This is a genomic window from Pseudoalteromonas sp. L23, from assembly GCF_021728455.1.
Classification (GTDB): Bacteria; Pseudomonadota; Gammaproteobacteria; order Enterobacterales; family Alteromonadaceae; genus Pseudoalteromonas.
On the sequence record NZ_JAKKCW010000001.1, the window covers coordinates 728,725 to 752,986 of the forward strand.

25 protein-coding genes are annotated in these 24,262 nt (G+C 42.0%); 11 read left to right on the plus strand and 14 right to left on the minus strand.

Annotated elements, in window-relative coordinates; translation table 11 throughout:
* The first annotated feature begins 173 nt into the window (after positions 1-173).
* A complete protein-coding gene (locus L3V43_RS03275) occupies positions 174-1,799 on the plus strand; it encodes an RNA-directed DNA polymerase (protein ID WP_211858510.1) in 1,626 nt (541 codons plus the stop codon).
* The gene (locus L3V43_RS03280; RefSeq protein WP_211858511.1) at positions 1,796-2,509 is read left to right on the plus strand and encodes a hypothetical protein; all 714 of its coding nucleotides are present in this window, start codon (positions 1,796-1,798) and stop codon (positions 2,507-2,509) included. The genes L3V43_RS03275 and L3V43_RS03280 overlap by 4 nt, the downstream gene beginning before the upstream one ends.
* Before the next feature lie 394 nt (positions 2,510-2,903).
* Here L3V43_RS03280 and guaA read toward each other — a convergent pair whose 3' ends face one another.
* Together guaA and guaB are read right to left on the minus strand one after the other, a co-directional pair.
* Positions 2,904-4,478 (minus strand): glutamine-hydrolyzing GMP synthase, encoded by a 1,575-nt coding sequence (guaA, locus tag L3V43_RS03285; RefSeq protein WP_088529796.1) that lies wholly within the window; start codon positions 4,476-4,478, stop codon positions 2,904-2,906.
* Between the two features lie 105 nt (positions 4,479-4,583).
* Positions 4,584-6,053 carry an IMP dehydrogenase gene (gene guaB / locus L3V43_RS03290; protein ID WP_102057463.1) on the minus strand — a complete coding sequence of 490 codons (1,470 nt, stop codon included), beginning with the start codon at positions 6,051-6,053 and terminating at the stop codon, positions 4,584-4,586.
* A gap of 131 nt (positions 6,054-6,184) precedes the next feature.
* Here guaB and xseA point away from each other — a divergent pair, with 131 nt between their 5' ends.
* The gene (gene xseA, locus L3V43_RS03295; protein WP_237115741.1) at positions 6,185-7,522 is read left to right on the plus strand and encodes an exodeoxyribonuclease VII large subunit; all 1,338 of its coding nucleotides are present in this window, start codon (positions 6,185-6,187) and stop codon (positions 7,520-7,522) included.
* 48 nt (positions 7,523-7,570) lie between these two features.
* On the opposite strand, the gene cysE is transcribed toward xseA, so the two are convergent.
* Complete coding sequence (cysE, locus tag L3V43_RS03300; protein ID WP_010607638.1) at positions 7,571-8,392, minus strand: serine O-acetyltransferase; 822 nt, start codon at positions 8,390-8,392, stop codon at positions 7,571-7,573.
* Positions 8,393-8,635: 243 nt separating this feature from the next.
* Here cysE and L3V43_RS03305 point away from each other — a divergent pair, with 243 nt between their 5' ends.
* Positions 8,636-9,043, plus strand: coding sequence for a diacylglycerol kinase (locus L3V43_RS03305; RefSeq protein ID WP_010374636.1), 408 nt, complete (start codon positions 8,636-8,638; stop codon positions 9,041-9,043).
* Between the two features lie 75 nt (positions 9,044-9,118).
* Here the strand turns inward: L3V43_RS03305 and L3V43_RS03310 are convergent, their stop codons facing one another.
* Positions 9,119-11,995, minus strand: a complete 2,877-nt coding sequence (locus L3V43_RS03310) for a pitrilysin family protein (RefSeq protein ID WP_237115740.1) — start codon at positions 11,993-11,995, stop codon at positions 9,119-9,121.
* Between the two features lie 270 nt (positions 11,996-12,265).
* On the opposite strand from L3V43_RS03310, the gene L3V43_RS03315 reads away from it, so the two are divergent.
* Together L3V43_RS03315 and L3V43_RS23785 are read left to right on the plus strand one after the other, a co-directional pair.
* Positions 12,266-13,222 (plus strand): methylenetetrahydrofolate reductase, encoded by a 957-nt coding sequence (locus L3V43_RS03315; RefSeq protein WP_010374634.1) that lies wholly within the window; start codon positions 12,266-12,268, stop codon positions 13,220-13,222.
* A 171-nt stretch (positions 13,223-13,393) separates the two neighbouring features.
* On the plus strand, positions 13,394-13,579 hold the full coding sequence (locus L3V43_RS23785) for a hypothetical protein (RefSeq protein WP_102057468.1): 186 nt from the start codon (positions 13,394-13,396) through the stop codon (positions 13,577-13,579).
* Positions 13,580-13,605: 26 nt separating this feature from the next.
* Here the strand turns inward: L3V43_RS23785 and L3V43_RS03320 are convergent, their stop codons facing one another.
* Genes L3V43_RS03320 through folB form a run of 3 tightly spaced genes read right to left on the minus strand, consistent with a single transcriptional unit; the run spans position 13,606 to position 15,249 of the window.
* Positions 13,606-14,406: an undecaprenyl-diphosphate phosphatase gene (locus tag L3V43_RS03320; protein WP_010607635.1), complete on the minus strand. Its 801-nt coding sequence runs from the start codon at positions 14,404-14,406 to the stop codon at positions 13,606-13,608.
* Positions 14,403-14,891 (minus strand): 2-amino-4-hydroxy-6-hydroxymethyldihydropteridine diphosphokinase, encoded by a 489-nt coding sequence (gene folK, locus L3V43_RS03325; RefSeq protein WP_095729838.1) that lies wholly within the window; start codon positions 14,889-14,891, stop codon positions 14,403-14,405. The genes L3V43_RS03320 and folK overlap by 4 nt, the downstream gene beginning before the upstream one ends.
* 7 nt (positions 14,892-14,898) lie before the next feature.
* A complete protein-coding gene (folB, locus tag L3V43_RS03330) occupies positions 14,899-15,249 on the minus strand; it encodes a dihydroneopterin aldolase (RefSeq protein WP_010607633.1) in 351 nt (116 codons plus the stop codon).
* Positions 15,250-15,373: 124 nt separating this feature from the next.
* Between folB and plsY the strand changes: the two genes are divergently transcribed.
* Entirely contained in the window at positions 15,374-15,964 is a 591-nt protein-coding gene (gene plsY, locus L3V43_RS03335; RefSeq protein ID WP_029215929.1) for a glycerol-3-phosphate 1-O-acyltransferase PlsY, read from the plus strand.
* Positions 15,965-15,967: 3 nt separating this feature from the next.
* Here the strand turns inward: plsY and tsaD are convergent, their stop codons facing one another.
* The 3 genes from tsaD to L3V43_RS03350 are packed head-to-tail and all read right to left on the minus strand — an operon-like array spanning position 15,968 to position 17,955.
* Positions 15,968-16,981 carry a tRNA (adenosine(37)-N6)-threonylcarbamoyltransferase complex transferase subunit TsaD gene (gene tsaD, locus L3V43_RS03340; RefSeq protein WP_237115739.1) on the minus strand — a complete coding sequence of 338 codons (1,014 nt, stop codon included), beginning with the start codon at positions 16,979-16,981 and terminating at the stop codon, positions 15,968-15,970.
* Between the two features lie 49 nt (positions 16,982-17,030).
* Positions 17,031-17,624: a YjaG family protein gene (locus tag L3V43_RS03345; RefSeq protein WP_010607630.1), complete on the minus strand. Its 594-nt coding sequence runs from the start codon at positions 17,622-17,624 to the stop codon at positions 17,031-17,033.
* The gene (locus L3V43_RS03350; protein ID WP_010607629.1) at positions 17,608-17,955 is read right to left on the minus strand and encodes a DUF2007 domain-containing protein; all 348 of its coding nucleotides are present in this window, start codon (positions 17,953-17,955) and stop codon (positions 17,608-17,610) included. Before L3V43_RS03350 ends, L3V43_RS03345 begins: the two co-directional genes overlap by 17 nt.
* A 109-nt stretch (positions 17,956-18,064) precedes the next feature.
* Here L3V43_RS03350 and L3V43_RS03355 point away from each other — a divergent pair, with 109 nt between their 5' ends.
* The 3 genes from L3V43_RS03355 (at position 18,065) to L3V43_RS03365 (ending at position 21,056) form a co-directional block, all read left to right on the plus strand.
* Entirely contained in the window at positions 18,065-18,463 is a 399-nt protein-coding gene (locus tag L3V43_RS03355) for a DUF2721 domain-containing protein (RefSeq protein ID WP_010374626.1), read from the plus strand.
* Positions 18,464-18,521: 58 nt separating this feature from the next.
* Positions 18,522-20,045, plus strand: coding sequence for a DUF3369 domain-containing protein (locus L3V43_RS03360; protein WP_010607628.1), 1,524 nt, complete (start codon positions 18,522-18,524; stop codon positions 20,043-20,045).
* 108 nt (positions 20,046-20,153) lie between these two features.
* On the plus strand, positions 20,154-21,056 hold the full coding sequence (locus L3V43_RS03365; protein ID WP_010607627.1) for a LysR family transcriptional regulator: 903 nt from the start codon (positions 20,154-20,156) through the stop codon (positions 21,054-21,056).
* Positions 21,057-21,111: 55 nt separating this feature from the next.
* On the opposite strand, the gene ubiA is transcribed toward L3V43_RS03365, so the two are convergent.
* Both ubiA and L3V43_RS03375 read right to left on the minus strand, forming a co-directional pair.
* On the minus strand, positions 21,112-21,975 hold the full coding sequence (gene ubiA, locus L3V43_RS03370) for a 4-hydroxybenzoate octaprenyltransferase (protein WP_010607626.1): 864 nt from the start codon (positions 21,973-21,975) through the stop codon (positions 21,112-21,114).
* Positions 21,968-22,495 carry a chorismate lyase gene (locus L3V43_RS03375; RefSeq protein ID WP_233525182.1) on the minus strand — a complete coding sequence of 176 codons (528 nt, stop codon included), beginning with the start codon at positions 22,493-22,495 and terminating at the stop codon, positions 21,968-21,970. The genes ubiA and L3V43_RS03375 overlap by 8 nt, the downstream gene beginning before the upstream one ends.
* Positions 22,496-22,652: 157 nt before the next feature.
* Between L3V43_RS03375 and L3V43_RS03380 the strand changes: the two genes are divergently transcribed.
* Positions 22,653-23,048, plus strand: coding sequence for a flagellar basal body-associated protein FliL (locus L3V43_RS03380; RefSeq protein ID WP_010607624.1), 396 nt, complete (start codon positions 22,653-22,655; stop codon positions 23,046-23,048).
* A 53-nt stretch (positions 23,049-23,101) separates the two neighbouring features.
* Here the strand turns inward: L3V43_RS03380 and glpG are convergent, their stop codons facing one another.
* Both glpG and glpE read right to left on the minus strand, forming a co-directional pair.
* Positions 23,102-23,929, minus strand: coding sequence for a rhomboid family intramembrane serine protease GlpG (gene glpG / locus L3V43_RS03385; protein WP_235368300.1), 828 nt, complete (start codon positions 23,927-23,929; stop codon positions 23,102-23,104).
* Entirely contained in the window at positions 23,926-24,243 is a 318-nt protein-coding gene (glpE, locus tag L3V43_RS03390) for a thiosulfate sulfurtransferase GlpE (RefSeq protein WP_010374619.1), read from the minus strand. The genes glpG and glpE overlap by 4 nt, the downstream gene beginning before the upstream one ends.
* Positions 24,244-24,262: the final 19 nt, after the last annotated feature.

Consider the following 24,262-nt stretch of genomic DNA (forward strand, 5'->3'; position numbering starts at 1 on the left):
CCTCCAAAAAGCCTGTTTTTTCTAAGTAAGCCATAGCATAAACAACACCAACTCTGTCACACCGAGTAGGTAGCGGCTCAGTCCAACAAGCGATTATGCAACACAAACTGCGTGTCGCATAAATACTAAAATGTTAGCATTATCAATCTTACATTCGCAACATAAGGACAGTGATGAGCAAATTTAGACAATACTTAAAGAAATCTGTTGAAAATATCATTGCCCATGGGGACACTGATATTTTTCCTTTCCCTGTTGAAAATCTTTTATTTAATGATAAACAAACTGAAACTATAGATTTGTTAGAAAAGGTTCACTCCTCATTTGAAAACTATTTATCTGAATATCCAGTTTTACACGAAAAGGCTTTACAAGCAGTCGGTTATCATGGTTTCAGATATGGGACTCAAATAGACCCTCTTTGGAATGCATATTTTTTGGCTTTAGTTCTGTCCATTTCCGATGATATCGAAGCTGCGAGAATCCCCACCTCCAAAAAGAAGGTTTTCTCATATAGATTTAACTACGATAAAGACAAAAAATATCTCTTTGACCGTCAATACAACTGGTCTGAGTTTAACAAAAGAGCAGTAGAGTTAGCTAAGAGTAAACCTGTTGTTCTAAAATGCGATATTTCAAATTTTTATCCTAGTGTTTACCACCATAGAATTGAAAACGCTTTAAGAAAAGCTACAACAAACACAGAGTCAGTAAAACGTATAGTTAAGTTACTTTCAAAGATTTCTAAAGGTGTTTCTTACGGTCTTCCAGTAGGAGGTCCAGCGGCTAGAATATTAAGTGAGTTATTATTAAATCGAATAGATCGCTTGCTACTTTCTGAAGGAATTGAATTTTGCAGATATGCAGATGATTACATCATCTTCACTGATTCTGTTGAAGAAGCGTACGGAAATCTCATTTATTTATGTGAAAAGTTAACTGAGAATGAAGGCTTAGCAATCCAAAAGTCAAAAACTCAAATAATGACCTCAAGTGAGTTTTTATCACTATCAGAACTTGGAAATCAAAATGATTCCGATGAAGATAATATCCAAGCTGATAATTTCCTAAAGTTAAGACTATTTTATGATCCTTATTCTCCGACTGCGGATACTGACTACGAAGACTTGAAAAGTGAGTTAGAAAAGTTTGATGTTGTGGGAATGTTAGGAAAAGAAATCAGTAAAAGTCGTATTAATCAAGCTTTAACGAGGAGGCTTATAAACTCCATTAAATACCTTAGTCCTCAACAGAGAAAGGCTGCAATATTTTCCTTGTTTGGTCAACGAGATGAAGCTAAATCCAATCTAGATGTTTTATATCCTGTTTTTCCATCTGTAATGTTGCTTTGTCGCTCAATCATGAGCGACCTTGATAATGATTCAAGGGAACTAATCTTTGAAGATCTGAGAGGTCTAGTAATTAACGAATCATATATCACTAAAGTGCCGATAAACTTGATGTACGCTGTTAGGATTTTAGCACATGACAAATCTGAAGAAGCTGATTTTGCCCTTATTAAAGCGTATAAAAACCAAGTAAATCCTGTTATCACTGCGGAGATCGTTCTTGCTATGGCACAACATGACTCAGATTATTGGATTTCTGATAAACTAAAATCGTTTTCTTCGCTAAGTAGGTGGGAAAAACGTTCGCTTTTAATTTCATCCTATATTTTAGGGGACGAAGGACAACATTGGCGCGATAAAGTAAAAGGGGAGCTTTCTGATTTAGATACATTGTTGATTAAGTGGTTTGGTGAGCGTTTTAATATCAGCGGTTGGGGCACTCTTTTATGATTACTGTTACTCAGTTATCTAGAAATTACCCGTCTACATGGAAGAAAACCTTTCCATTTTTAAATAGGCTAGTTAGGAAATGTAACCTTCAGAAAGAAACATTTGATGATGGCATTTTTTCAGAATCGGAACCAACTAGGCGAGCTTTGATAAATGAAACGGGTTTCTATTTGTACAAAAAAATGGTAGAGAGCCAAATTGATAAAGTTAGTAAATTGACTCAAGAAGATGTATCAAAAGTTGCAAAATCTGCCTTTTCTTACATTAAGAATTTAGATTTTAATCCTGATCAATTAACCCCTTTGGAAGAAGATGAAATAAAAGAATCTAAACTCATAGCAAAAAACTTATTTTATTACTTCTTTTATTACGAGAAAGGAGAATTAATTACTATATCTCCACATTTTTCAGGTTGTGGTTTCGTATCAGACTGCTTTGGAGATGTTTTAGCAGGCACTACACTGTACGAAGTTAAGTCTGGTGAAAGAGATTTTAGGATTGCAGATTTAAAGCAAATACTTATTTATTTAACTTTAAATTACTCTTTACATCAAAATACTATTAACCAAATTGGGCTTGTTAATCCTAGACTAGGAAATTACATCGTTCTTTCAGTTAAAGATGCTATTGAATTAGCATCAGGTCAATCTACGGTTGACTGCTTCAATGAACTCATTAATTTTTTTGATTCACCTGACGATTTTAGGTAAAGCTAACAAAGCCTTAAAGTTGGATTCGTTACCGTTGGCTCGGTTCCGCTTCGCTTCACTTTTTAGCCAACTAATACTCACCGCTTAAGGCGGCGTTAACCCAAAGAAATTGTTATCCGAAGCTGACGAGTTAGAGTTAATGCTTTAACTCAGAAATGTCCAGAAACAAGTTACAGCTTCACCATAATCGGTTTGATATATGTGAAATGCGGTGCTGTGCAGTCACAGCCCAAAAAATAGCAGGTCAGCATCACTATAAACATCACTGCGAAGAAGCCACATACCTCCGCAAGGTTTTTTAGGAAAGTAAAAATTCATAAAAAAGGCCAGTCAGAAATACTGACTGGCCTTTTCTTAATCTAACGAAAGCTAGGTTAGGTTTTTACAACCAAGCTTATTCCCACTCGATTGTCGCTGGCGGCTTACCTGATACATCGTAAACCACGCGAGAAATACCATCAATTTCATTGATGATACGATTTGAAACGTGGCCTAGTAGCTCGTATGGTAGGTGTGACCAACGTGCCGTCATAAAGTCGATAGTTTCAACACAACGTAGTGAGATCACCCAGTCGTATTTGCGTGCATCACCCATCACGCCAACAGAGCGTACTGGTAGGAACACAGCGAATGCTTGAGATACTTTGTGGTATAGATCCGCTTTATGTAGCTCTTCAATGAAGATAGCGTCAGCACGGCGCAGTAAGTCACAGTATTCTTTCTTGATTTCGCCAAGTACACGAACACCAAGACCTGGACCTGGGAACGGGTGACGATAAAGCATGTCATACGGTAGACCAAGCTCTAGACCAATCTTGCGAACTTCATCTTTAAATAGTTCACGTAGTGGCTCAACCAGACCTAGCTCCATATCTTCAGGTAATCCACCCACGTTGTGGTGAGATTTGATCACATGCGCTTTACCGGTTTTAGATGCAGCCGATTCGATAACATCAGGGTAAATTGTACCTTGTGCTAGCCATTTCGCGTTTACGCGCTGGCTAGCTTGCTCATCGAATACTTCAATAAAAGTGTGACCAATTGCTTTACGTTTGTCTTCAGGGTCATTTAAACCATTAAGCGCGTTAAGGAAACGCTCTTCAGCTTCTACTTTGATGATGTTCAGACCAAACTTATCACCGAACATATCCATTACTTGCTGGCCTTCGTTCAAGCGCAGCAGGCCATTATCAACAAATACACAGGTTAGCTTGTCGCCAATCGCACGGTGAATAAGCATTGCAACCACTGATGAATCAACACCACCAGATAGGCCAAGGATAACTTCATCATCCCCTACTTTCTCTTTGATACGCTCAATTGCATCTTCAATGATTTGCTCAGGCGTCCATAGTTTTTCACAGCCACAGATATCAATTGCAAAACGCTCTAGTAAACGCAAACCTTGCTGAGTATGCGTTACTTCTGGGTGAAACTGTACACCGTAGAAGCGCTTTTCTTCCCAAGACATTGCCGCATGAGGACAAGTATCCGTTCTCGCTGAAGTTTTGAATGTATCTGGAATTTTAGCAACTTTATCGCCATGGCTCATCCACACGTCTAGGTAACCAGCACCATCTTCGATGTGATCTTCAATCGCTTCAAATAGCTTACAGTCGCCCACTTTCTCTACTTTTGCGTAGCCGAATTCTTTTTTATCTGAGCTATGTACCTGACCACCAAGCTGCATTGCCATCGTCTGCATACCATAACAGATACCCAGTACAGGCACGCCTGCTTCGAATACATAATCTGGTGCTTTTGGGCTACCTTCAAGCGTCGTTGACTCTGGGCCACCTGATAGAATGATACCTTGAGGGTTGAACTCACGGATTTGCTCTTCTGTCACATCCCAAGCCCAAAGTTCACAGTAAACACCAATTTCACGTACACGACGTGCAATTAGCTGAGTGTATTGCGAACCAAAGTCTAAGATCAAAATTCGGGAATCGTGGATATCTTTGCTCATTGATAATCTCGTTAGTTAGGAACTAAACAGGATAAAGCCGCATTGCGCCTCTATCAAAAGTAATAAGGGCTAGCAACTTGCTAGCCCAGAAACACGCCTTGAGGCTTAACCCATACGGTAGTTAGGCGCCTCTTTGGTGATCTGCACGTCATGTACGTGAGACTCACCCATACCCGCAGAAGTCACACGTACAAACTGCGGCTTAGTATTTAATTCTTCGATGGTTGCACATCCAGTTAAACCCATTGCACTGCGAATACCACCGATCTGCTGATGGATAATCGTTGCGATCGGTCCTTTGTATGCTACGCGACCTTCAATACCTTCAGGTACTAGTTTGTCAGCAGCATCACTCTTCTGGAAGTAACGGTCAGATGAACCTTCTTTTTGGTTCATCGCACCAAGAGAACCCATACCACGGTAAGACTTGTAGTAACGGCCTTGGTATAGTTCAACTTCACCAGGAGACTCTTCAGTACCCGCCAGCATTGAACCCACCATTACACATGCAGCACCAGCAACTAGCGCTTTTACGATATCACCAGAGAAACGGATACCGCCGTCGGCAATCACTGGAATATCACGACCTTTTAGGCCTTCTACTGCATCTGAAATCGCAGTAATTTGTGGTACACCACAACCTGTAACGATACGAGTAGTACAGATAGAACCTGGGCCAATACCCACTTTAACGGCGTCTGCACCAGCATCAGCCAATGCAATTGCGCCTTCAGCTGTTGCTACGTTACCTGCAACGATTTGTAGTTCTGGATAAGTTTCGCGCGTCGCTTTAACACGGTCAATAACACCTTGAGAATGGCCGTGAGAAGTATCGATTAGTAGTACATCAACACCCGCTTCAACCAAAGCAGCAATACGCTCATCAGTGCCAGCACCAACACCAACAGCAGCACCAACACGAAGACGGCCTTGCTCATCTTTACACGCGTTTGGTTTATCTTGCGCTTTTTGGTAATCCTTAACGGTGATCATGCCTTTTAGTGCAAATGCGTCATCAACCACTAAGATTTTTTCGATACGGTGTTCGTGCATGAGGCCAAGGATCTCTTCACGAGATGCGCCTTCTTTTACTGTCACTAAGTCATCTTTCTTAGTCATGACCGTTGAAACTGCTTTTTCTAGCTTAGTTTCGAAACGCATATCACGGCTAGTCACGATCCCTTCAAGTTGGTTGTTTGCACCAACAACCGGGAAACCTGAAAACCCTTTGTCCTGTGCAAGCTCCATTGCTTCTGCAATCGTAAGATCAGAAGTAACCGTCACAGGGAAAGAGATAATACCCGCTTCATACGTCTTAACTTTACGCACGTTGCGAGCTTGCTCTTCGATAGTCATGTTTTTGTGGATAAAACCAATACCACCTTCTTGTGCCAGAGCGATCGCTAAGCGCGCTTCTGTCACTGTATCCATTGAAGCGGAAACAAGCGGTAAGTTTAATTCAATCCCACGAGTCAAACGCGTTTTCAGGTTTGCTGTGTGAGGAAGAACAGTTGAATGAGCTGGTACTAAAAGTACGTCGTCAAAGGTAAGGGCTTCTTTTGCAATTCTTAGCATGTTCGCGGCTTCTCTCAAGTGAACTGAGTATAAGGAATTGCGTGCGAATTTTATCAGCGTTCCTTATGGGAGTAAATAAAATTTAGCAAAAAATGTGATAAAGTGACTGTGAATTTTTTATGGAGGCCAACATGGGATACCCCAATAATAATAAAACCTATTCTGTATCAAGACTTAACAGAGAAATACGCTCGCTCTTAGAGCAAGGTTTTGCCTCTGTACAACTTACCGGGGAAATTTCAAACTTTGTTGCTCCGGCCTCAAGGCATTGGTATTTTTCTCTAAAAGATGACAAAGCACAGATAAAAGCGGCCATGTGGCGAGGTAATAATCGATACTGTAACCACCGCCCAGCCAACGGTCAGCAGGTAATGGTACAAGCTAGAGTGTCAGTGTATGAACCGCGAGGCGACTATCAATTGATAGTCGAGCAAATGGCCCCAGCTGGTGAAGGCTTGCTCAAGCAACAGTTTGACGCCCTTAAAATGCAACTAGCCGCAGAAGGCCTATTTTCGGCTGGTCACAAAAAGTCTTTGCCAAGTGTCATTAATCGCGTGGGGGTCGTCACCTCAGCAACTGGCGCTGCCATCAAGGATATTTTGACTGTACTCAAACGTCGTGCCCCACAGTTACAAGTTGTAATTTACCCAGCTCTAGTGCAAGGCGATGAAGCCAAGCAGCAGATTTGCAAGCAAATCGCTCAGGCGAATGCTAGACGCGAGGTAGACGTATTGATCGTTGGCAGAGGTGGCGGCTCATTAGAAGACTTATGGAGCTTTAACGAGGAGCCCGTCGCAAGGGCCATTTTTGCCAGCTCAATTCCGGTGATAAGCGCAGTAGGCCACGAAATAGATACTACCATTTCTGACTATGTTGCAGATGTCAGAGCGCCAACCCCATCGGCGGCCGCAGAGCTAGTGAGCCCAGACTCAGAAGCGCTAAAATTGCGTACTTCGCAGTTACTACAATATCTCAATCAGGCTTTTAAGCGTCGCCTTGAAGGTGCATCACAGCGTTTAGCAAACTTTGAAGCCCGACTGCAGCTACAACACCCTAAGAATCAACTTATGCAGCAAACACAGCGAGTTGATGAGTTAGAGCAGCGATTAATTCGTGCCCAAGCCCACCACTTACGTCAAAAGCAATCGCAATTTCATTTGCTGCAACATAGATTTGATCGATTACATCCAGAGCAAAGGATCGCTCAGTTCAAGCAATTGGTCGCACAACTCAGTGATAAGTTGCAGTATGCAATGGAGCAAAAGCTTAATACACAAAGACATCAACTCGCGGTATCAAGCGCAAAACTAGACAGTGTCAGCCCACTGGCGGTATTAGCTCGGGGCTATAGTATTGCCAAGCAGGAAGATAAAGTGATTAAGTCAGTGGCGGATGTCGACCCAGAAAAGCCGATAATTACGCAACTGGCTGATGGGGAGGTGGTGTCTATGGTCAAAGCAACCCAGTAAGCGGACATAAAAATGGGGAAGTGATTTCCCCATTTTTAATCTAATAACCTACAACATCGCAGAAGTGATAGACTCATTTTCGAGCCTATCATCGTCTTCTAGGAAGTTTTGGTTCATACTCTCTGCAGGACATGGGCATGATGGCTTACCAACCACCTTAGCAGGGATCCCCACTACCGTAGTGTGCGGTGCTACAGGGCTGAGTACAACAGAACCTGCCCCAATTCGAGCGCCCTCTCCTACTTCAATGTTGCCAAGTACTTTGGCACCAGCACCAATCAATACACCGGCGCGGATTTTCGGGTGACGGTCACCCTGCTCGTTACCCGTACCACCAAGTGTGACTGATTGCAGAATAGAAACATTATCTTCAATAACCGCTGTTTCACCAATGACTATACCAGTCGCATGGTCAAACATAATACCATGACCGACTTTACAAGCAGGATGGATGTCAACACCGAATACTTCAGAGGTTCTGCTCTGTATAAAGCGAGCCAGCTCTTTTCTGTCTTGACGCCATAAGCAGTATGCCAATCGATGTGCTTGGATTGCATGAAAACCTTTCAGATTCAAAATTACGTTGAGATAACTATCGGCAGCTGGGTCACGATCTTTAACAGCTTTTATATCATGTGCAACATGAGTCAGCATAGTATCGCAGTGCACAAAGGCCTGATCGAACAACTCGCGGATTGTAAATGCTGACACCACGGCATCCGCCAACTTATTTGCAACGATAAAGCTTAATGCAGAACCAAGACACTCGTGATTTAAAATACTCGAGTAAACGTGACTAGCAAGCAATGGTTCGCGAGCAACCAACTCATTGGCTTCTTCGCGTAACTTATTCCAAATCTCATGTCTCATGTGACGAACTTCCGATAATACTGATACTTCTCATAGTGTAACGCTTAGAGTCATTGAGTGTCATGTATTATAAAAAATCAGGCTTCAAACACTTGGTTATATCTAATAACCAACCAACATATTTTAGCCTGGTTTTAAATACCCTCAGCTGGACCAAAGATTCTTACAATTTTGCACTGTCGAACTGAACAGATCTTCGTATAATAACGCCCCATTGAATACTACCAACGCGGGATCGCTAATATGTCGATAAAGATCAAGACAACGGATACCAACAAACCAAATGGCACAGGGCTTGCGCGGATAATCAAAGCAACGCATTGCTCAGCGAAAGGAATGAAAGCAGCCTATAAAGAAGAGTCGGCATTTAGACAAGAAACGTGGTTACTGGTGGCAAGTCTTCCTTTATCAATCATATTGGCGCAAAGTATTGCTCAGTGGGCCTTATTGGTCGGTAGTGTACTGTTGATATTGGTCATAGAACTTATCAACTCGGCAATCGAAGCGCTGACAGATAGAGTGAGTACCGAGCATCACTTACTATCTGGTCGTGCAAAAGATATGGCATCAGCGGCCGTTACGCTGACATTATTAATTAGCTCGTTAATTTGGATAGCTGCCGCAGTGGAGTGGTTCAACACCATAACCTAAAATTACGCGTGGTTTTGATACAAAAAAATGGCGGCTAAATTTTTAGCCGCCATTTTTTATTAAGCTGAATAATCGTTATTCAAACACTTTTTCTACATCCAACGTTTTAATATTCTTACTTGGAATATTTAGCGGGTATGTAGCAATTTCAGCATCTTCTGCCAGCAATACATCAGGCTTTTTCGTGTTATAAGTCATAGGAGATGGCTGCTCAGCACTTAGGCGCTTCGCCATATCTTTTGCATCACCAGTGATAAACACATAGTGAATATCTTCGGTCTGCAAGTTCTCTTTGATAACTCGATTGATATCTTCAACAGACAGCGACGCTAGCTGCTTTGTCACATAGGCAACAAACTCATCGGTGTTGTAGAACTGGCTATCAAGTGCATAACCTAGCTGTCTATCTTGGCTCGCCACCATTTGCGGCACAAAGTTGATTAAGAAGTTACGTGTTGCTTCAAAGTCTGCTTTGCTCATCCCTTCTTTGATCAGCTTATCGAGTTCAAACAATGCAGTACGCGTTGCAAAATGGGCGTCGTTATTAGAACGAAGTGGGCGTAACCACACTTGGAAAATTTGCTCACTACGACCTAAGTTTGCATCCGGCTTAGTTTGGAACATACCACGAGGGAAGTATTCGATGTATGCATAATCACCATAGTTCATACCACGTACCTGACGGATACGCTGGTACAAGTGGCTGTTTGAACTGCGATGCTCACCAAAGTATGAACGCACTAACCAAAGCGCAGCCCAGTCTTTGCTGCTACGAACCGTGTCGATTGGGAAACCAAAAGAGACCGCTGTTGATTTTGCATTCTTTTCTACGATGGTTGCGTGATGACCAGATAGTTTAGGGGCATCTGGCACTTGTAAACGCGCTTCTTCGCCTTTAGGTAAAGCCGCAAGATCGTTAAACATCGCTTCTTTTAGCTGTTTATCGAGTGCACCTGTGATACCCACGTTAAGTTTAGCTTGAGTAAATTGCTGAGCGTAAAAAACCTTAACGTCATCCAGTGTGATTGCTTCTAAGTCTGATAAATCACCAAAGTTATAGCTTTCGTATGGGTGGCCTTTGTACAGCTCGTGATAAAGCACTTCTTTACCTAGTTCTTCATCATTTGACGCTTTCAAACCAGCCTTAATGCCGTCGATTAGCTCTTTTTTCAGACGTTTAAAATCATCTTCTCTGAACCCTGGGCTCAAAAGCTGCTGACTCACAATGCCATACCATTGATCTGCATTATCTTTATGAATACGACCACGTAAAGAAATCATTTCTTTATCGATTTGATAACCGAAGCTACCAGCAATAGGATACAGCGCCTTTTGAATTTCTTTGTATGATTGCGACTCACTTCCGCCTTTGGCAATCATAGCCGCAGTAAGCGCAGCAAGACCTTTTTTACCTGCAGGATCTGCGGCAGCACCTGTGTAAAAAAGAAAGTTCACATCCACCAGCGGTGAATTATTGGTCTTGTCTAATACGTTGAAATGACGCGTTACTGGCTTGTCCATTTTTGCTACTAACTTGTCTAAGTTAACTTCCTTATCAAAACCAGGCACAGACTCAAGTGCAGACATAGTCACCGTTGTGCGGCTGCTGTCCACAAAGTATTTATTGGCAATATCACGAATGTCTTTCGCAGTGACTTTATCTGCACTTGCATAAAGCGCATTCACCACTTCAGGGTCACGCTCAAAATGCATGTAGCTTGCGAGTGTCGAAGCAATAGATTGTGATGAGTCAAGGCCGTTAATAAAGCTGTACTTTAGGTTTGATTTAAGTGCAGCAAGTTTATTTTCATCTACCAGCTCTGTGCGTGCTTTTGCGTAAGTGTTATTGATTGCATCACGCACTGTCGCCAGATCTTTTTCATCTTCAACTTTAACGAAAACATGCAGAAGACCAGGGTCTTTGGTTTCAGGGTTGTAGGTAAACATTTGGCTTGCAAGCTGTTTGTCTACCACCAGCTCTTGATATAACTCAGAGTTTTGAGAGAAGTATAACTGCGAGATCAAATCAAGCGCAGCTCGATCTTTTTTCTTCGGCTCCCATGCAGTGCCTTTATATGAAACAAGCAACCAGTGACCTGGTAAGCCATCATATTTTTCATGGACGTAACGTGCTTTCTCTTGTTTAGGCTCAACTGGAATATCAGCTTGATAATCACCCTTTTTCCAATTACCCCAGTGCTTTTTCACCATAGCCATGGTTTCTTTTGGATCTACGTCACCCACAATGACAAGCGATACGTATTCTGGCTTGTAAAAACGTTCAAAGAAGGTTTTACCATAGGCCATTTGATCTGGCATTGCTTCGATGTCTTCAAAAAAGCCCATCGTTGTGTGTTTATAGGTATGTTTATCAAATGCTTCTTTTCTTACCGCAGAAAGCAGTTTTCGAACTGGGCTGGCATTATTTTTAAGGTATTCACCTTTCACGGTTAGTGCTTCAGTACGAAACTGTTCTTCACTGTAAGTCAGGTTCTGAAAGATATCCGCTTCGATTTCTAATACTTTATCTAAATGCTGCTTCGAGAAATTTAGGTGATAGTTCGTGTAGTCATTGGTGGTGTAGGCGCGATTATCAACACCTGAATTTTTTAGAATGTCTGAATAAACGTCTTGTGGATACTTTTCTGAGCCTTTGAACATCATATGCTCAAAGAAGTGAGCGAAGCCGGTTTTACCCGCTTCGACTTCATTACGCGAGCCAACAGAAACCGGGATCTGTAGCGATACCACATCAGGATAGTTAGTTTTAACTACCATGACGCGAAGGCCATTTTCTAGCTCTTCCAAAACATAATCTTGGGCGAATACTTTATTGGATTGGGCAGCTTGAGTACTTTCAGCTGACTGTTGGGCTTGGTCTGAATTCGTCGCTGCGCAGCCACTAAGCGCTAAGCTTACGGCAAAGCTGGTTGCTAGTAATTTGAATTTCATGAATTTGGTCCTAATCATATTTTTTATTCTAAGTAAGTCGTGTTCACTTACGTTAGTAAACCTCCTGATTATGCCCCAAAGCCATACTAATTCGCTAATTTCCAAGGTGATTTACCATCCTAATGTGTAAACAAATATGAAATTTTGGTTTGAGCACTTGAGATAAATTCATAATTATTGAAATTCTTTCATTAAAAAAATCTATCTAGACGTCTAAATGGCTGCTATATTAGTAAAGAGATACAGAAATGCTTTTGTGGAATGAGGATTATGGCTTTAACGCTTCAAGAGAAAATCATTGACCCTAACCAAGGGGTATATTTAATTGGTACCACACCACCTAAGATTGGCACCGACCCAGAGCAGCTAAAATCAATTGCCGCTAAGCTTTTGGGCCGTTTACATGAGATTGAATACGACGGCGTGATCATCTATGACATTCAAGATGAAAGCAGCCGTACTCAAGTACCGCGTCCATTTCCTTTTAAGCACACCGTTGATCCGTGTGAATATAGTCAGTTGATCCGCGAATTATCACACCTTGATGTAATTACGTATAAAAGTGTGGCACAGCGCGACAGTGAAGCTTTTGGCGATTGGTTAAGCAGCACAAAACAGCAATATGGGTTAAACAATCTAGTATTGGTGGGCAGTCCGTCTTCACAAGGCGATATTAAGTTGCCGCTTTCTGAAGCCTATAAGGTATTGAAGCATCATCAAGATGACTTTTTCTTAGGTGGTGTAACTATCGCAGAGCGCCACGCCAGTAAGCGTAATGAACACGAAAGGTTAATTGATAAAACAGAGCAAGGCTGCCAATTCTTTGTTTCCCAAGCAGTGTATGACGCTCAAGCAACCATAGATCTTATTACGAGCTATGCTCGCACCTGTAAACAGCAAGGGCAAACACCAAAACGCATTATTCTTACCTTTACTCCATGTGGTGGAGAAAAAACCTTGCAGTTTATGGAGTGGCTGGGGATTTCAGTACCAGAAGCAACCAAGTGGCGCATGTTAGATGCAGACAATACACTAAGTGAGTCAATTCGTATTTGTAGAGAAAATCTAGATCAAATCTTAAAAAGCTGCTCACATCTAGATATTTCTCTTGGCTTAAATATTGAGAGCTTAACAAACCGTAAAGAAGAAATAGATGCATCTATAAACCTTTATCGACTGTTGAAGGCGACCATGGAATTATGCCTTGCGGAAAAGCAAATTGCTTAATGCAGTCTAGGGCCTGTTGCTCTTCCAAGTTTGTTTTTGCAGCAGTTTGATTGGTATTTATACAAGGCAGAGCCTGCGTAGCATAGTCATTCTATGTAAGTCTGGCGATAAAGACTTTGTGCTCCTGCAAAGTCACCTTACCCCACATCCTTGTGGGGCAACACAGAAGAAATGCCAATCAAGCGCTGCCCTTTGGGTTCACCTGAGTGCGCTTTGTTCATTGTTGCTCAACTTTTGCCTAGATTACTAGGCGGCAAGTCGAGCGTCGCGACCAAAACACACTCAGAAGAACAAAAATCAAACAGCGAAGGCCAACAGGCCCTAAAGCCAGCTTCATCAAGCTGGCTTTTCTGTTAACCTTGCTGAATTATCCAAAGCCCAGATTAACTTAGGCTCAAGAAAGCGATTAATCCCACCCCAAGTAGCAAGCGGTAAATGACAAATGGCATCATGCCCATGCGCTCTATGATTTTCAGGAAAAAGAAGATACAGGCATAAGCTGAGATAAACGACAGTGCTGCACCACTTAATAACGCATTCCAATCAACCACTTCATCGCCGGTAGCAAGCTCTAAACTGTAATACAATCCCATCATCGAAATGACTGGAATAGACATTAAAAACGAAAAGCGCGCCGCACTTTTCTTATCAAGCCCGAGTAATAAACCTGCGGTGATGGTAATACCTGAACGCGATGTGCCGGGAATAACAGCGGTAATTTGCGCAAGCCCCAGTATCAATGCGCTTTTCCAGTTTAAGGCAAATTCGTCTTTGATTTGTTTCGCTTTCACGTCGGCATACCAAAGCAGTAAACCAAATACTATCGTCGATGTTGCAATCACCCAAGCACTACGTAAATAAACTTCTACGATATCCTTAAGCAGTGGAGCTAAGATCACGAATGGAATAGTGGCAACCACAATACACCAAGTCAGCCGGCTTTCTTTCGAGTGCGTACCTGAGAATGATTTGAACCATCCTGCCAATAGGCTGACAATGTCTTGTCGAAAATAAATAACGACAGCCAGCAAAGTACCAACATGAACAGCAACATCAAAGGCAAGACCCTGATCTTGCCAACCTAGTACCTGTGAAGGTAGCAGTAAGTGGGCAGAACTCGAAATAGGTAAAAATTCAGTGAGACCTTGAATAATTGCAAGGACGACAATCTCAATAAAGCTCATTGCTTGGGAAACTCCACTTTCCATAATTTTTGAGTTGGGTTGTGATACTCCTGCCATAACTGAGCAATGCTTTTACCCTCAACAGGATGGATAAAATCAGGAGCTAGTTCAGCTAATGGCTGAAGCACGAAGGCATTTTTGGTTATTTCATCCCGAGGCAACTGAGCGGGTGATGAACAAATAAGGTGGTCATAAAAGAGAATATCGAGATCTAACGTGCGTGGACTAAACTTCTTTTCACTACAGCGACGACCATGATCGTATTCTATCGACTTGAGCAGTTTATACACTTCGTCTAAAGACAGCTGTGTTTGTGCCGCAAAGACCGAGTTATAGAAATTATTCCCAGCAAACCCGACGGCTTCACTCTCAAACACACTCGAATGTTGAAAATCCGGAAAGTGTTCTATCAATACGCTCAAGCCACTCAGCAAATTTTTTTCTTTTTCTATGTTTGAGCCGAGACTGATAAAAATTTGTGCCATGATAATTCTACTTCTTACGCACAATTTCTACACCAACCGTTTGTGCTTGTGGCACGGCAGCAGGTTTACTCACTTTTATAAGCACTTGTTGTACATTAAATTCATTTAGGATCATTGCGGCAAGCTGTTCAACTAACGTTTCTAATAGCTCAACTGGTTTTGCTTGGGTATGCGCAATAATACGCTCACTCACTTTGGCATAATCAACCGCCAAACTAATATCGTCATGGCGAGCGGCAGCGCTAATATCGGTCAACATCTCAACATCAAAGTAAAGGCTTTGTTTACTTTCTTTTTCAAAGTCGTACACTCCTATTATGGCTTCGACGTGTAGCTGTGAGATATAGACTTTATCCATGTAAACTCCAAACATGTTTATCGCTGTAATTCACCCGCATTTTCTAATCGCAATTCGCGATCTGTGCAGGACTTAAGACCGCCGATCATAGCCCAAAACAACGCAATAAAAAATAAGGAAGACAGTGTTAATCAGTTTAATGTGCGTATGTGCTTATTTATTGGGATCGATTTCCTCAGCGATTCTGGTTTGTCGGTTATTCAATCTACCAGATCCACGCTTTAATGGTTCTAATAATCCAGGCGCAACCAATGTATTAAGATTGGGAGGAAAGATCCCAGCTGCGCTGGTGCTCGTCTTCGATATTTTAAAGGGAACCATCCCGGTGTGGGGAGCCTACTTTCTGAAAATAGAACCTGTGTGGTTAGGTGCAATAGCCGTAAGCGCATGCCTTGGTCACATTTATCCTATTTTCTTCCACTTTAACGGTGGTAAAGCGGTAGCAACGGCATTTGGTGCGCTATTACCCATCGGCTTGTCATTGGGTGGGCTATTGATTAGTACGTGGCTCGTGGTGCTAGCGCTAACACGCTATTCTTCACTCGCAGCGATTGTCGCAGTCGCAGCAGCTCCACTTTACACATGGTGGATAAAACCGCTTTATACGGTGCCGGTAAGCTTTTTAACTGTGGTGATTATTATTCGTCATAGGGCAAATATTAAAAGGCTCTTGAGTGGTAAAGAGCCCAAGGTGGGGAAAAAGTCTAAAGACTAAGGTCTAGACTTTTTCTAGACTATCCAGCGGCCAACGTGGCTTAGTCTTCATATCAAGTGGCGCATGCTGACCTGCTTTTAGGCGCTGCATTCCTGCATAAGCTATCATCGCCCCATTGTCTGTACAAAACTCAGTGCGCGGATAATAAACTCGCCCTTTCATACCAAGCATCATGCGCTCAAGCTTTTGCCTAAGTTCTGTATTGGCGCTGACGCCACCTGCAATCACAAGGCTTTTAATGCCTGTTTCTTTCAGTGCCCGCTTGCACTTAATCGCTAGTGTTTCTACGACCGCAGTTTGAAAGGCATGAGCGATATCTGCTTTCGTTTGCTCATCATCGCCTTCATTACGAATCGTGTTTGCCGCTGCGGTTTTTAATCCACTGAAACTAAAATCCAGACCTGGTCTGTCTGTCATCGGTTTTGGAAAAGTAAATCGCCCTGCTTGACCCTGTGTCGCCATTTTCGCAAGCATTGGGCCGCCAGGATAATCAAGACCGAGTAGCTTTGCGGTTTTATCAAATGCTTCACCAGCGGCATCATCCACTGACTCACCAAGTACCTCATACTCACCGATACCTGAGACTTTGACCATCATGGTATGACCACCAGAGACTAGCAGCGCGACGAATGGGAACTCTGGTTTATCGTCTTCAAGCATAGGGGCAAGCAAATGGCCTTCCATATGATGTACGGCAACGGCTGGGAGCCCCCAACCAAATGCTAACGAGCGACCAATTGAGGTGCCAACTAACAAAGCACCGACCAAACCCGGCCCTGCGGTATAAGCAATGCCATCAAGGTCTTCAGGACCGCAACCCGCTTGCGCGAAAGCAGCTTCAATAAGAGGGATCGTTTTGCGTACATGATCACGAGAAGCAAGTTCAGGCACTACCCCACCATAATCGGCGTGTACTTTTACCTGAGAATATAATTGATGTGCCAACAGCCCTTGCTCATCATCATAAATAGCAATACCCGTCTCATCACATGAGGATTCTATACCCAAAATACGCAAGTTACTTTCTCCAAACTCTTTACTGCAGCCGCTGATTATACGAAATCAGCTACTCAAGTTCCAAACCAATATTTGTTTGGCCGTCAGCTAGTGCCAAGGCCTTTAGCGACTTCACCGAGTCGCTGCTAATACGCCCCATATTTTCCACGTGTTCGATAAGCTCAGCGAGGATTTCAATTTCATACTGCATCTGCGGGTGTTCACGCACTAACTCATTCGTTGGAGATATATCTTCCGCCATCAACATAAACTCGATGTATTTAGCTACCGTTGCCTGAGAAATTTTGGCAACGCTTACAAACTCATGTTCATCTTTTGTCATTAGGCCTTGCAACATGCCTAACAGCGCTGTCGCTACATCGATTGCGGGATAGGTACCAAACATATCGAACTCACTGAGCTCAGGTACATTTGGTTCAACCTTTTCAACCAGCTTTTCTAAGCTAATTTTGCTCTTTGGCAGTAATATTTTCTCCCAGATTAAATTCAGCGCATTTCTGAGAACTTGCTCGTCGCCAAAACCCGTAGCCTCACTAAATAATGAATAATTTGGCAACATACGCTCAATAATAGCAGCACCTAAGACTGCCTTTTGAAGATAATTTAACTCTCTAATTCTTTGAAAGTTATTTGCTTTGCTCATGCTTATTTCCACATTGCCAGCAATATTCAAACGCTGGTCCATTTAATTCTGCACAGTGGTTACATAGCCAATCCGACAGCTCGGCGGCACTGCGATGACGTGATTTGTTATAGTTTACCAATATTTCCTGAGCCTCGGGTAACTTTATTGCATAAACAAAGAGCTTGATGGCAGCTTGCTCTGCTGGAATTTCACCAATAGCACCTGACAAATGCTCACCTTGTAAGCGAACCTGAATATTCGCTTGTTCTAGTTGACCTTTGAGTAAATGCGCTTCAACAAAGCCGCTGATAGCGCACAATTGCACCCAATGAAAAGATTGTTCACTCATTGCATTATCTTCACTATTGAATTAGCACTCAATGTGCTCATTTGTTTCTTGATAAAATCATTCATTATCATCACACTTAAACATCAAGCTATTCCATTAAAATACGACTATGACTCTAACAACACCGGGCCTATTATTCCCAGCAATTTCTTTATTACTGCTCGCTTACACCAATCGCTTTTTGGTACTCGCACAATTGATCCGTGAATTAAACGCTCGAGAAGGCGACACCATAAGATCCTTGGTTAAAGCGCAAATCGAAAACTTAAGGAAACGAATTAGATTAATCAGACGAATGCAAGTATGGGGCGTAATTGCGTTTTTACTTTGTACGTCTTCAATGTTTGCCTTGTTCCTTGAAATATCCTTACTTGGCGTAACATTATTTGGTGCGAGTCTCTGTAGCCTAACCTTATCATTGCTACTTTCTCTTTATGAAATCCACATTTCTTGCGATGCAATCGAACTAGAATTGCAAAATATCGAGAAAAAACCTCAACAAGATTAGCGGCCTTGTTACTGCCGACTATACTAACGTTGAGTCAGCATAAAAAGAGGAGCAATCTGTGAGCGGATTTTTGTTCTCAGATGAAGTGCTAGAAAGCCCAATAAATCAAATGGCCGATACCTACTGGGATATTCTGGTTGTAGACGATGAAGAAGACATTCACCAAGTGACTAAGCTGGTGTTGTCCGGCTTTAAGTTTGAGAATAAAGCATTGAGATTTCATCATGCCTACTCAGCACAAGAAGCAAAAGTCATCTTGGACACGGAGCAGAATATTTCTGTAGGCCTTATTGATGTCGTGATGGAAAGTAATCATGCAGGGCTTGATTTAGTGCGATATATCCGTGATGACTTAGAAAACTTTGATATTCGCCTTGTGCTGCGCACAGGGCAGCCAGGTGAAGCACCGGAAGAATCGGTTATTCGCGATTACGATATTAATGACTATAAGAACAAAACCGAGCTCACTGCCGTCAAGTTAAAAACGCTGCTCTATTCTGCTTTACGCGCTCATCGGGATATTCAAACCATCGAAAAGCACAAAATGGGACTCGAACGCATTATTGATGCATCTTCGAATTTTTTAAAGTGTAGCAATATTCAGGATTTTGCATCAACTATATTATCCCATGTATCCGCTGTAATGGGATTATCAGATTCGGAAATATACTGTGCAGCAGCAGTAAATCATCAAGCTAATGAGCCCACAAAATTTAAGTTACTAGCAGCCTCTGGTGCAGGCGTAGAGCCAAGTAATGTAACTTTGCCAGAGAATGTACAAAATTTATTTATAGAAACGCACAACAAAAAATCATCTATGAAGACCCGCAATGAATATATCGGCTACTTCCCTTCCCGAGAAGGCAGTGAAACGATGATTTATGTGAGTAAGGATAGCGATCTTCATAGCATGGATTTCCAGCTACTTGAATTTTTTGCAAACAATATAGCGCTAGCCTACGACAACTTAAAGTTGCGTGAAACCGTCAAAGACTCTCAAAAAGAGCTTTCTTATATTTTGGGTGAAGCCGTCGAAAAACGCTCGAAAGAAACAGGCTCCCACGTAAAACGCGTGGCACATTATAGTATGCTTTTAGCCCAGCTTTATGGACTTTCTCACTACCATGCAGAAATCATCAAACTCGCCTCTCCGCTCCATGATATTGGCAAAATCAGTATTCCAGATCAAATCCTGAATAAACCCGGAAAACTCACTGATGAAGAATGGATAATTATGCAAACTCACGCACAGCAAGGGTTTGAAATCTTAAAAAATTCAACAAATGAGATTCTGCAATGTGGTGCGTTAATTGCGCATCAACATCACGAAAAGTGGGATGGCTCTGGGTATCCAAACGGCTTGAAAGCTGAGCAAATAAACATTGTCGGGAGAATCACAGCACTGGCGGATGTCTTTGATGCACTGGGTAGCGAGCGTTGTTATAAGCCCGCTTGGCCGCTGGAAAAGATAATTGAATTACTCAATAAAGAAAGAGGAAAACAATTTGACCCCAAATTAGTTGACCTTTTTCTAAATAATCTGGAACAATTTATTGAGATACGTGACAGGTATCCTGACTAACTTTGTAATCAGAATGTAAAAACTTCACTTTCTTTTTCTCGTTTTGTGTATTACTATTGGGAAAAGACGTAGTAAATGTGTTTTAGTTGAAATTAAAAGGAATTTCACATGAGATTTGAACAACTCGAGCAGTTCGTAGCATTAGGTAATTTAAGACATTTTAGACAAGCCGCAGAACAAACCCAGATCAGTACTTCAGCGCTTACCCGAAGCATCCAAACCCTTGAAGATGAAATAGGTTGTGAACTCGTTAAACGTTCAACGCGTTCAGTAAAATTAACTGAGCAAGGTGAACTGTTCTTAAAGTATTGTAAAACGACGCTATCAGAACTCGACCTAACCAAGAAAACCATCAAGCAAAGTTTGTTTGGTCGCGATAACCAGAAGTTAATTATTGGTTATACAACACAAGCAAGTAGCATTGTGCCAGTTTCTTGCGGTCAGTTTTTAGCTCAGTATCCTAATGTAAAAATCGAGATGCAGTTACAAGATGAGTTGGAGCTTACTCGCAAGCTGCAACTTGGTGAAATTGATATTAGCGTATATTTACAAAGCGCAAATAGCATAGTGAGCGATATTCACCTACCCGATCAGCTAGTTTTGTTTGTTTCTAGAAACCACCCTCTAGCAAACCAAGACAGCATTAGAAAAGCTGAATTAACGCAATATCCTATGTATGGGTGCTTTTCCCAATCAAAGCAAGTTCAAGGTATGCTTAATGAAGCCGTTGATTCGCTAAACAAATCAACCAGCGTTAAAATTGGTAATATTGAGCAAGTAATTGATGGCTTAAAGAATAGCAACAGTTTCGCAATTGCTAGCATTGAGCATTCCAAAACCATCGCACAAGATCCTAACTTAGTTTTCTTAAAAACCAATAAGGCATTGGATAGAGAGCAATTGATTGTACAAACCAATCATCAAATTGGTTCAAATGCACATATAAATCACTTGCTTGAGCTAATCGAAGATGCAGCATCTTCATCTAGCAAAAAAACAGTAACTTATTAGTTGCAAAAAAACGGGCAAATAATCTGTATTACTTGCCCGTTTTTAATAACCGGCTTTAGAACGGTAAAAACCCCAACACGACCCCTACAAAAATCGCCAAGCCAACATAATTATTGTTTAAAAAAGCCCAAAAACATCTGTCTCTATCTCTATTGCGTATGGCATATTGTTGTTTAACAAGCAACACAGAGGCTGCGAGTAAGCCACACCAAAAAGCGAGGTTTAAATCAAACGTTACACCAACTGCCGCCATCATCGCGATAAATGTGATGTTGAGCAACGCAATAATGTGGAGATCCCATTTTCCGAATAAAATCGCAGTAGACTTTACCCCAATCTTCAAATCATCATCCCTATCTACCATGGCGTACATGGTGTCATAAGCGACCGTCCAAATTAAATTCGCAGCAAACAACACCCAAGCAAGTACTGGCACATTCTGATTTACTGCCATAAAGGCCATCGGTATCGCCCAGCTAAAAGCAGCCCCAAGTACGATTTGAGGTAAGTTTGTATAACGCTTCATGAAAGGATAGACAGAAGCCAACACAAGTGCACCAAACGATAATGCAATAGTCTGCCAGTTTAAAAAAAGCACCAGAATAAAAGCTAGCGTTACCAAAATAGAAAATAGTCCTAGCGCTTCTTTACTCGTCACGGCCCCCCTTGCAAGCGGTCTTGTCGCCGTACGCTTTACAGCCCCATCAACCTTGCGATCGGCGAAATCGTTGATAACACAGCCCGCACTTCGCATTAGAAATACACCAAGTGCAAAAGTAACAATAAGCCAGATACTTGGAATACCTTCAGCTGCAAACCACAGTGACCAAAGTGTTGGCCACAATAATAGTAAAGTTCCGATTGGCTTATCTAATCGCATAAGTTGGCTGTAAGCCTGCCATTTCTGGTGTTCAATCATAAAAACTTTCCGATATAAAGACTTCACAAACTAAAATCTTTGCTTTACCGTTTTTAAACCAGCTTCTTCTGGCAAATAAACGCTCTGGGACGACGCCAGTGGTGGGTGCAATAAGTTCAATCAGCGCCGGATAGTCGGAAGTAGCTAAACGAAGATACTCAAGGGTTCCGCGCTGCCAATTTGAATCAGTAAACAGTAACTCACCTAACGGCGTCTCACCAATTGCATCCATTCCGACAGTACATGCGTCCTCATTGAGCCAACTTTGTCCAAATACAGCTGCTTTACCGTTACAATTTAGCGTTACTTCTCGGCACCAAACCTGTTCAGAAAGATCTGTACGTAACGCATCTGGAGCGCTCCTGAACTCATTAGCAAGCACAGTCACAGAAAATTTATCACAAGTTTCTTTCAATTTTGCGGTTAGAGATTGGGTCTCTAGTAAATAAGGAGAAAGTGCTGGCTCAACATCCACCAACTGTGTGTTCTTCAGCCAAGGGAGCTCTAAGGGTAATTGCAAAGGCAACGTTCTATTTCCGTTTTAAAAATCCGCGGTCATAATAGCAGAGCAGAGGCTTTCTAAAAAGTTTATGTTTGTGCTGAAGCCAACTGTAAAATCAACGCAATTATGTATAAACTAAGTAAAAAGTAACTTGCATTAGGATACCTGATAAAACATGAGACTGTTGGCTGTTGTACTCACTTTGTGCATTGCATTAACCGCGGCTTCCCCTGTAAAAGCGGATTCAACTATTGGGTATTTCGGGTTTGAGCCAGATATCATCACGAACTACATAGGCCAATCTAATAAAAAGCTTGGCTATGTCCGAGTCACCGTTGACCTAATGCTGAATGACGTTGCGAATATTGCCGTGGTTGAGCACCATACACCTTTACTAAGAGATGCAATTGTACAGATCCTGAGTAAAGAAAACGAAGAAACCATTAAGTCATTAACTGGCAGAGAAGAAATCAGAAAGCGCTGTGCTGAAAAGCTAAAGACATTGCTAAAAGAAGAAACTGGGCAGGAAATTGTTCGAGATGTGCTTTTTACCAAATATTTATATCACTAACCGAATCAACTCATACAAGAACTCGGAAGCGCTAGATTCCGAGTTCGAAGTAACTAGCTATTCTCTTTGAGTTGCCTGTTGATAGGCCAAAATACCGCAACCAACATACCTGATAGCAGTCCGAACAAATGTGCCCAGTTAGCCATGTTGATGAAAAACATATCCGTAAATCCAAACAGCATCCAAAGCAGCATAAAACCAATAACAGGCTTAGAGACCAAAGCGGCTCCGGCAGGATTTCGATGACCAATTACCCAGCAAAAGCCTAGTAGTCCGTAGACCACGCCACTTAGTCCACCAAAATTAGCGTCAACAAATAGGTACTGCATAAAATTACTGGTTAAGCCGGTTACAAAGTAGATGCAAACTAACGCCCAGAGCCCTAGTTTCTCTGAAATTTGCGCGCCAAGGTGTAACCACCAGCTTAAATTAAAAATCAAATGTATGGCGCTAAAATGTATCAGTGTAGGCGCTATCCAAGTCCAAGGTTTATCTAGGGAGAAACGTAGCGCAGAAAAGATGCCATTAGCGTCACCAAATAACATGGCGACAAAAATAATAATACTGACACCAAAAACGCCCTGTAATAACCAGTTCAATCCCAAAAAGCGCTTTACTAAGTTTAAGTTTTGGCCTTGGTAGCTAAATAACCCCTGTGTACTTCCGGTTTGCCAAGAAGCCGCTTGATATAGTTCAGCCTCAGGTTGCTCCAAAAACGTTTGCCAAAGACGCATAGCAAGCGCTTCATCACCACGCTCTAGCCAAACTTCAACTTGTTGCCCATCGTGACTGTGCAAAACACAATAAACCCCTTGCGTCTTAAAATAATCGACCGCACCTTGTGCTAGTCGTGCATTGTGATAATGGGCTATTAACTTCACTTTTCAATCTCGTTTGGCAATTCACTTGCCCACTGCGTAAAACCGCCATCCATACTGTAAACATCTTCAAAGCCTTGCTCAACTAGGTAGTTAGCTGCGCCTTGTGAGGAGATCCCGTGATAACACACCACAACAATGGGTTGGTCAAACTCTTTCTCCTGCATGAAATGTGCAAGATTAGCGTTAGATAAATGTTCAGCGCCTGGAATATGCCCTTGTGCAAAAGTATTTTCATCGCGGATGTCTGCTACCACTACATCATCATTGCCTAAAAGCGCTTGTGTGTCTGCTACTGAAATATGTTTAAAAGACATGTGTTACCCATTTAAAACT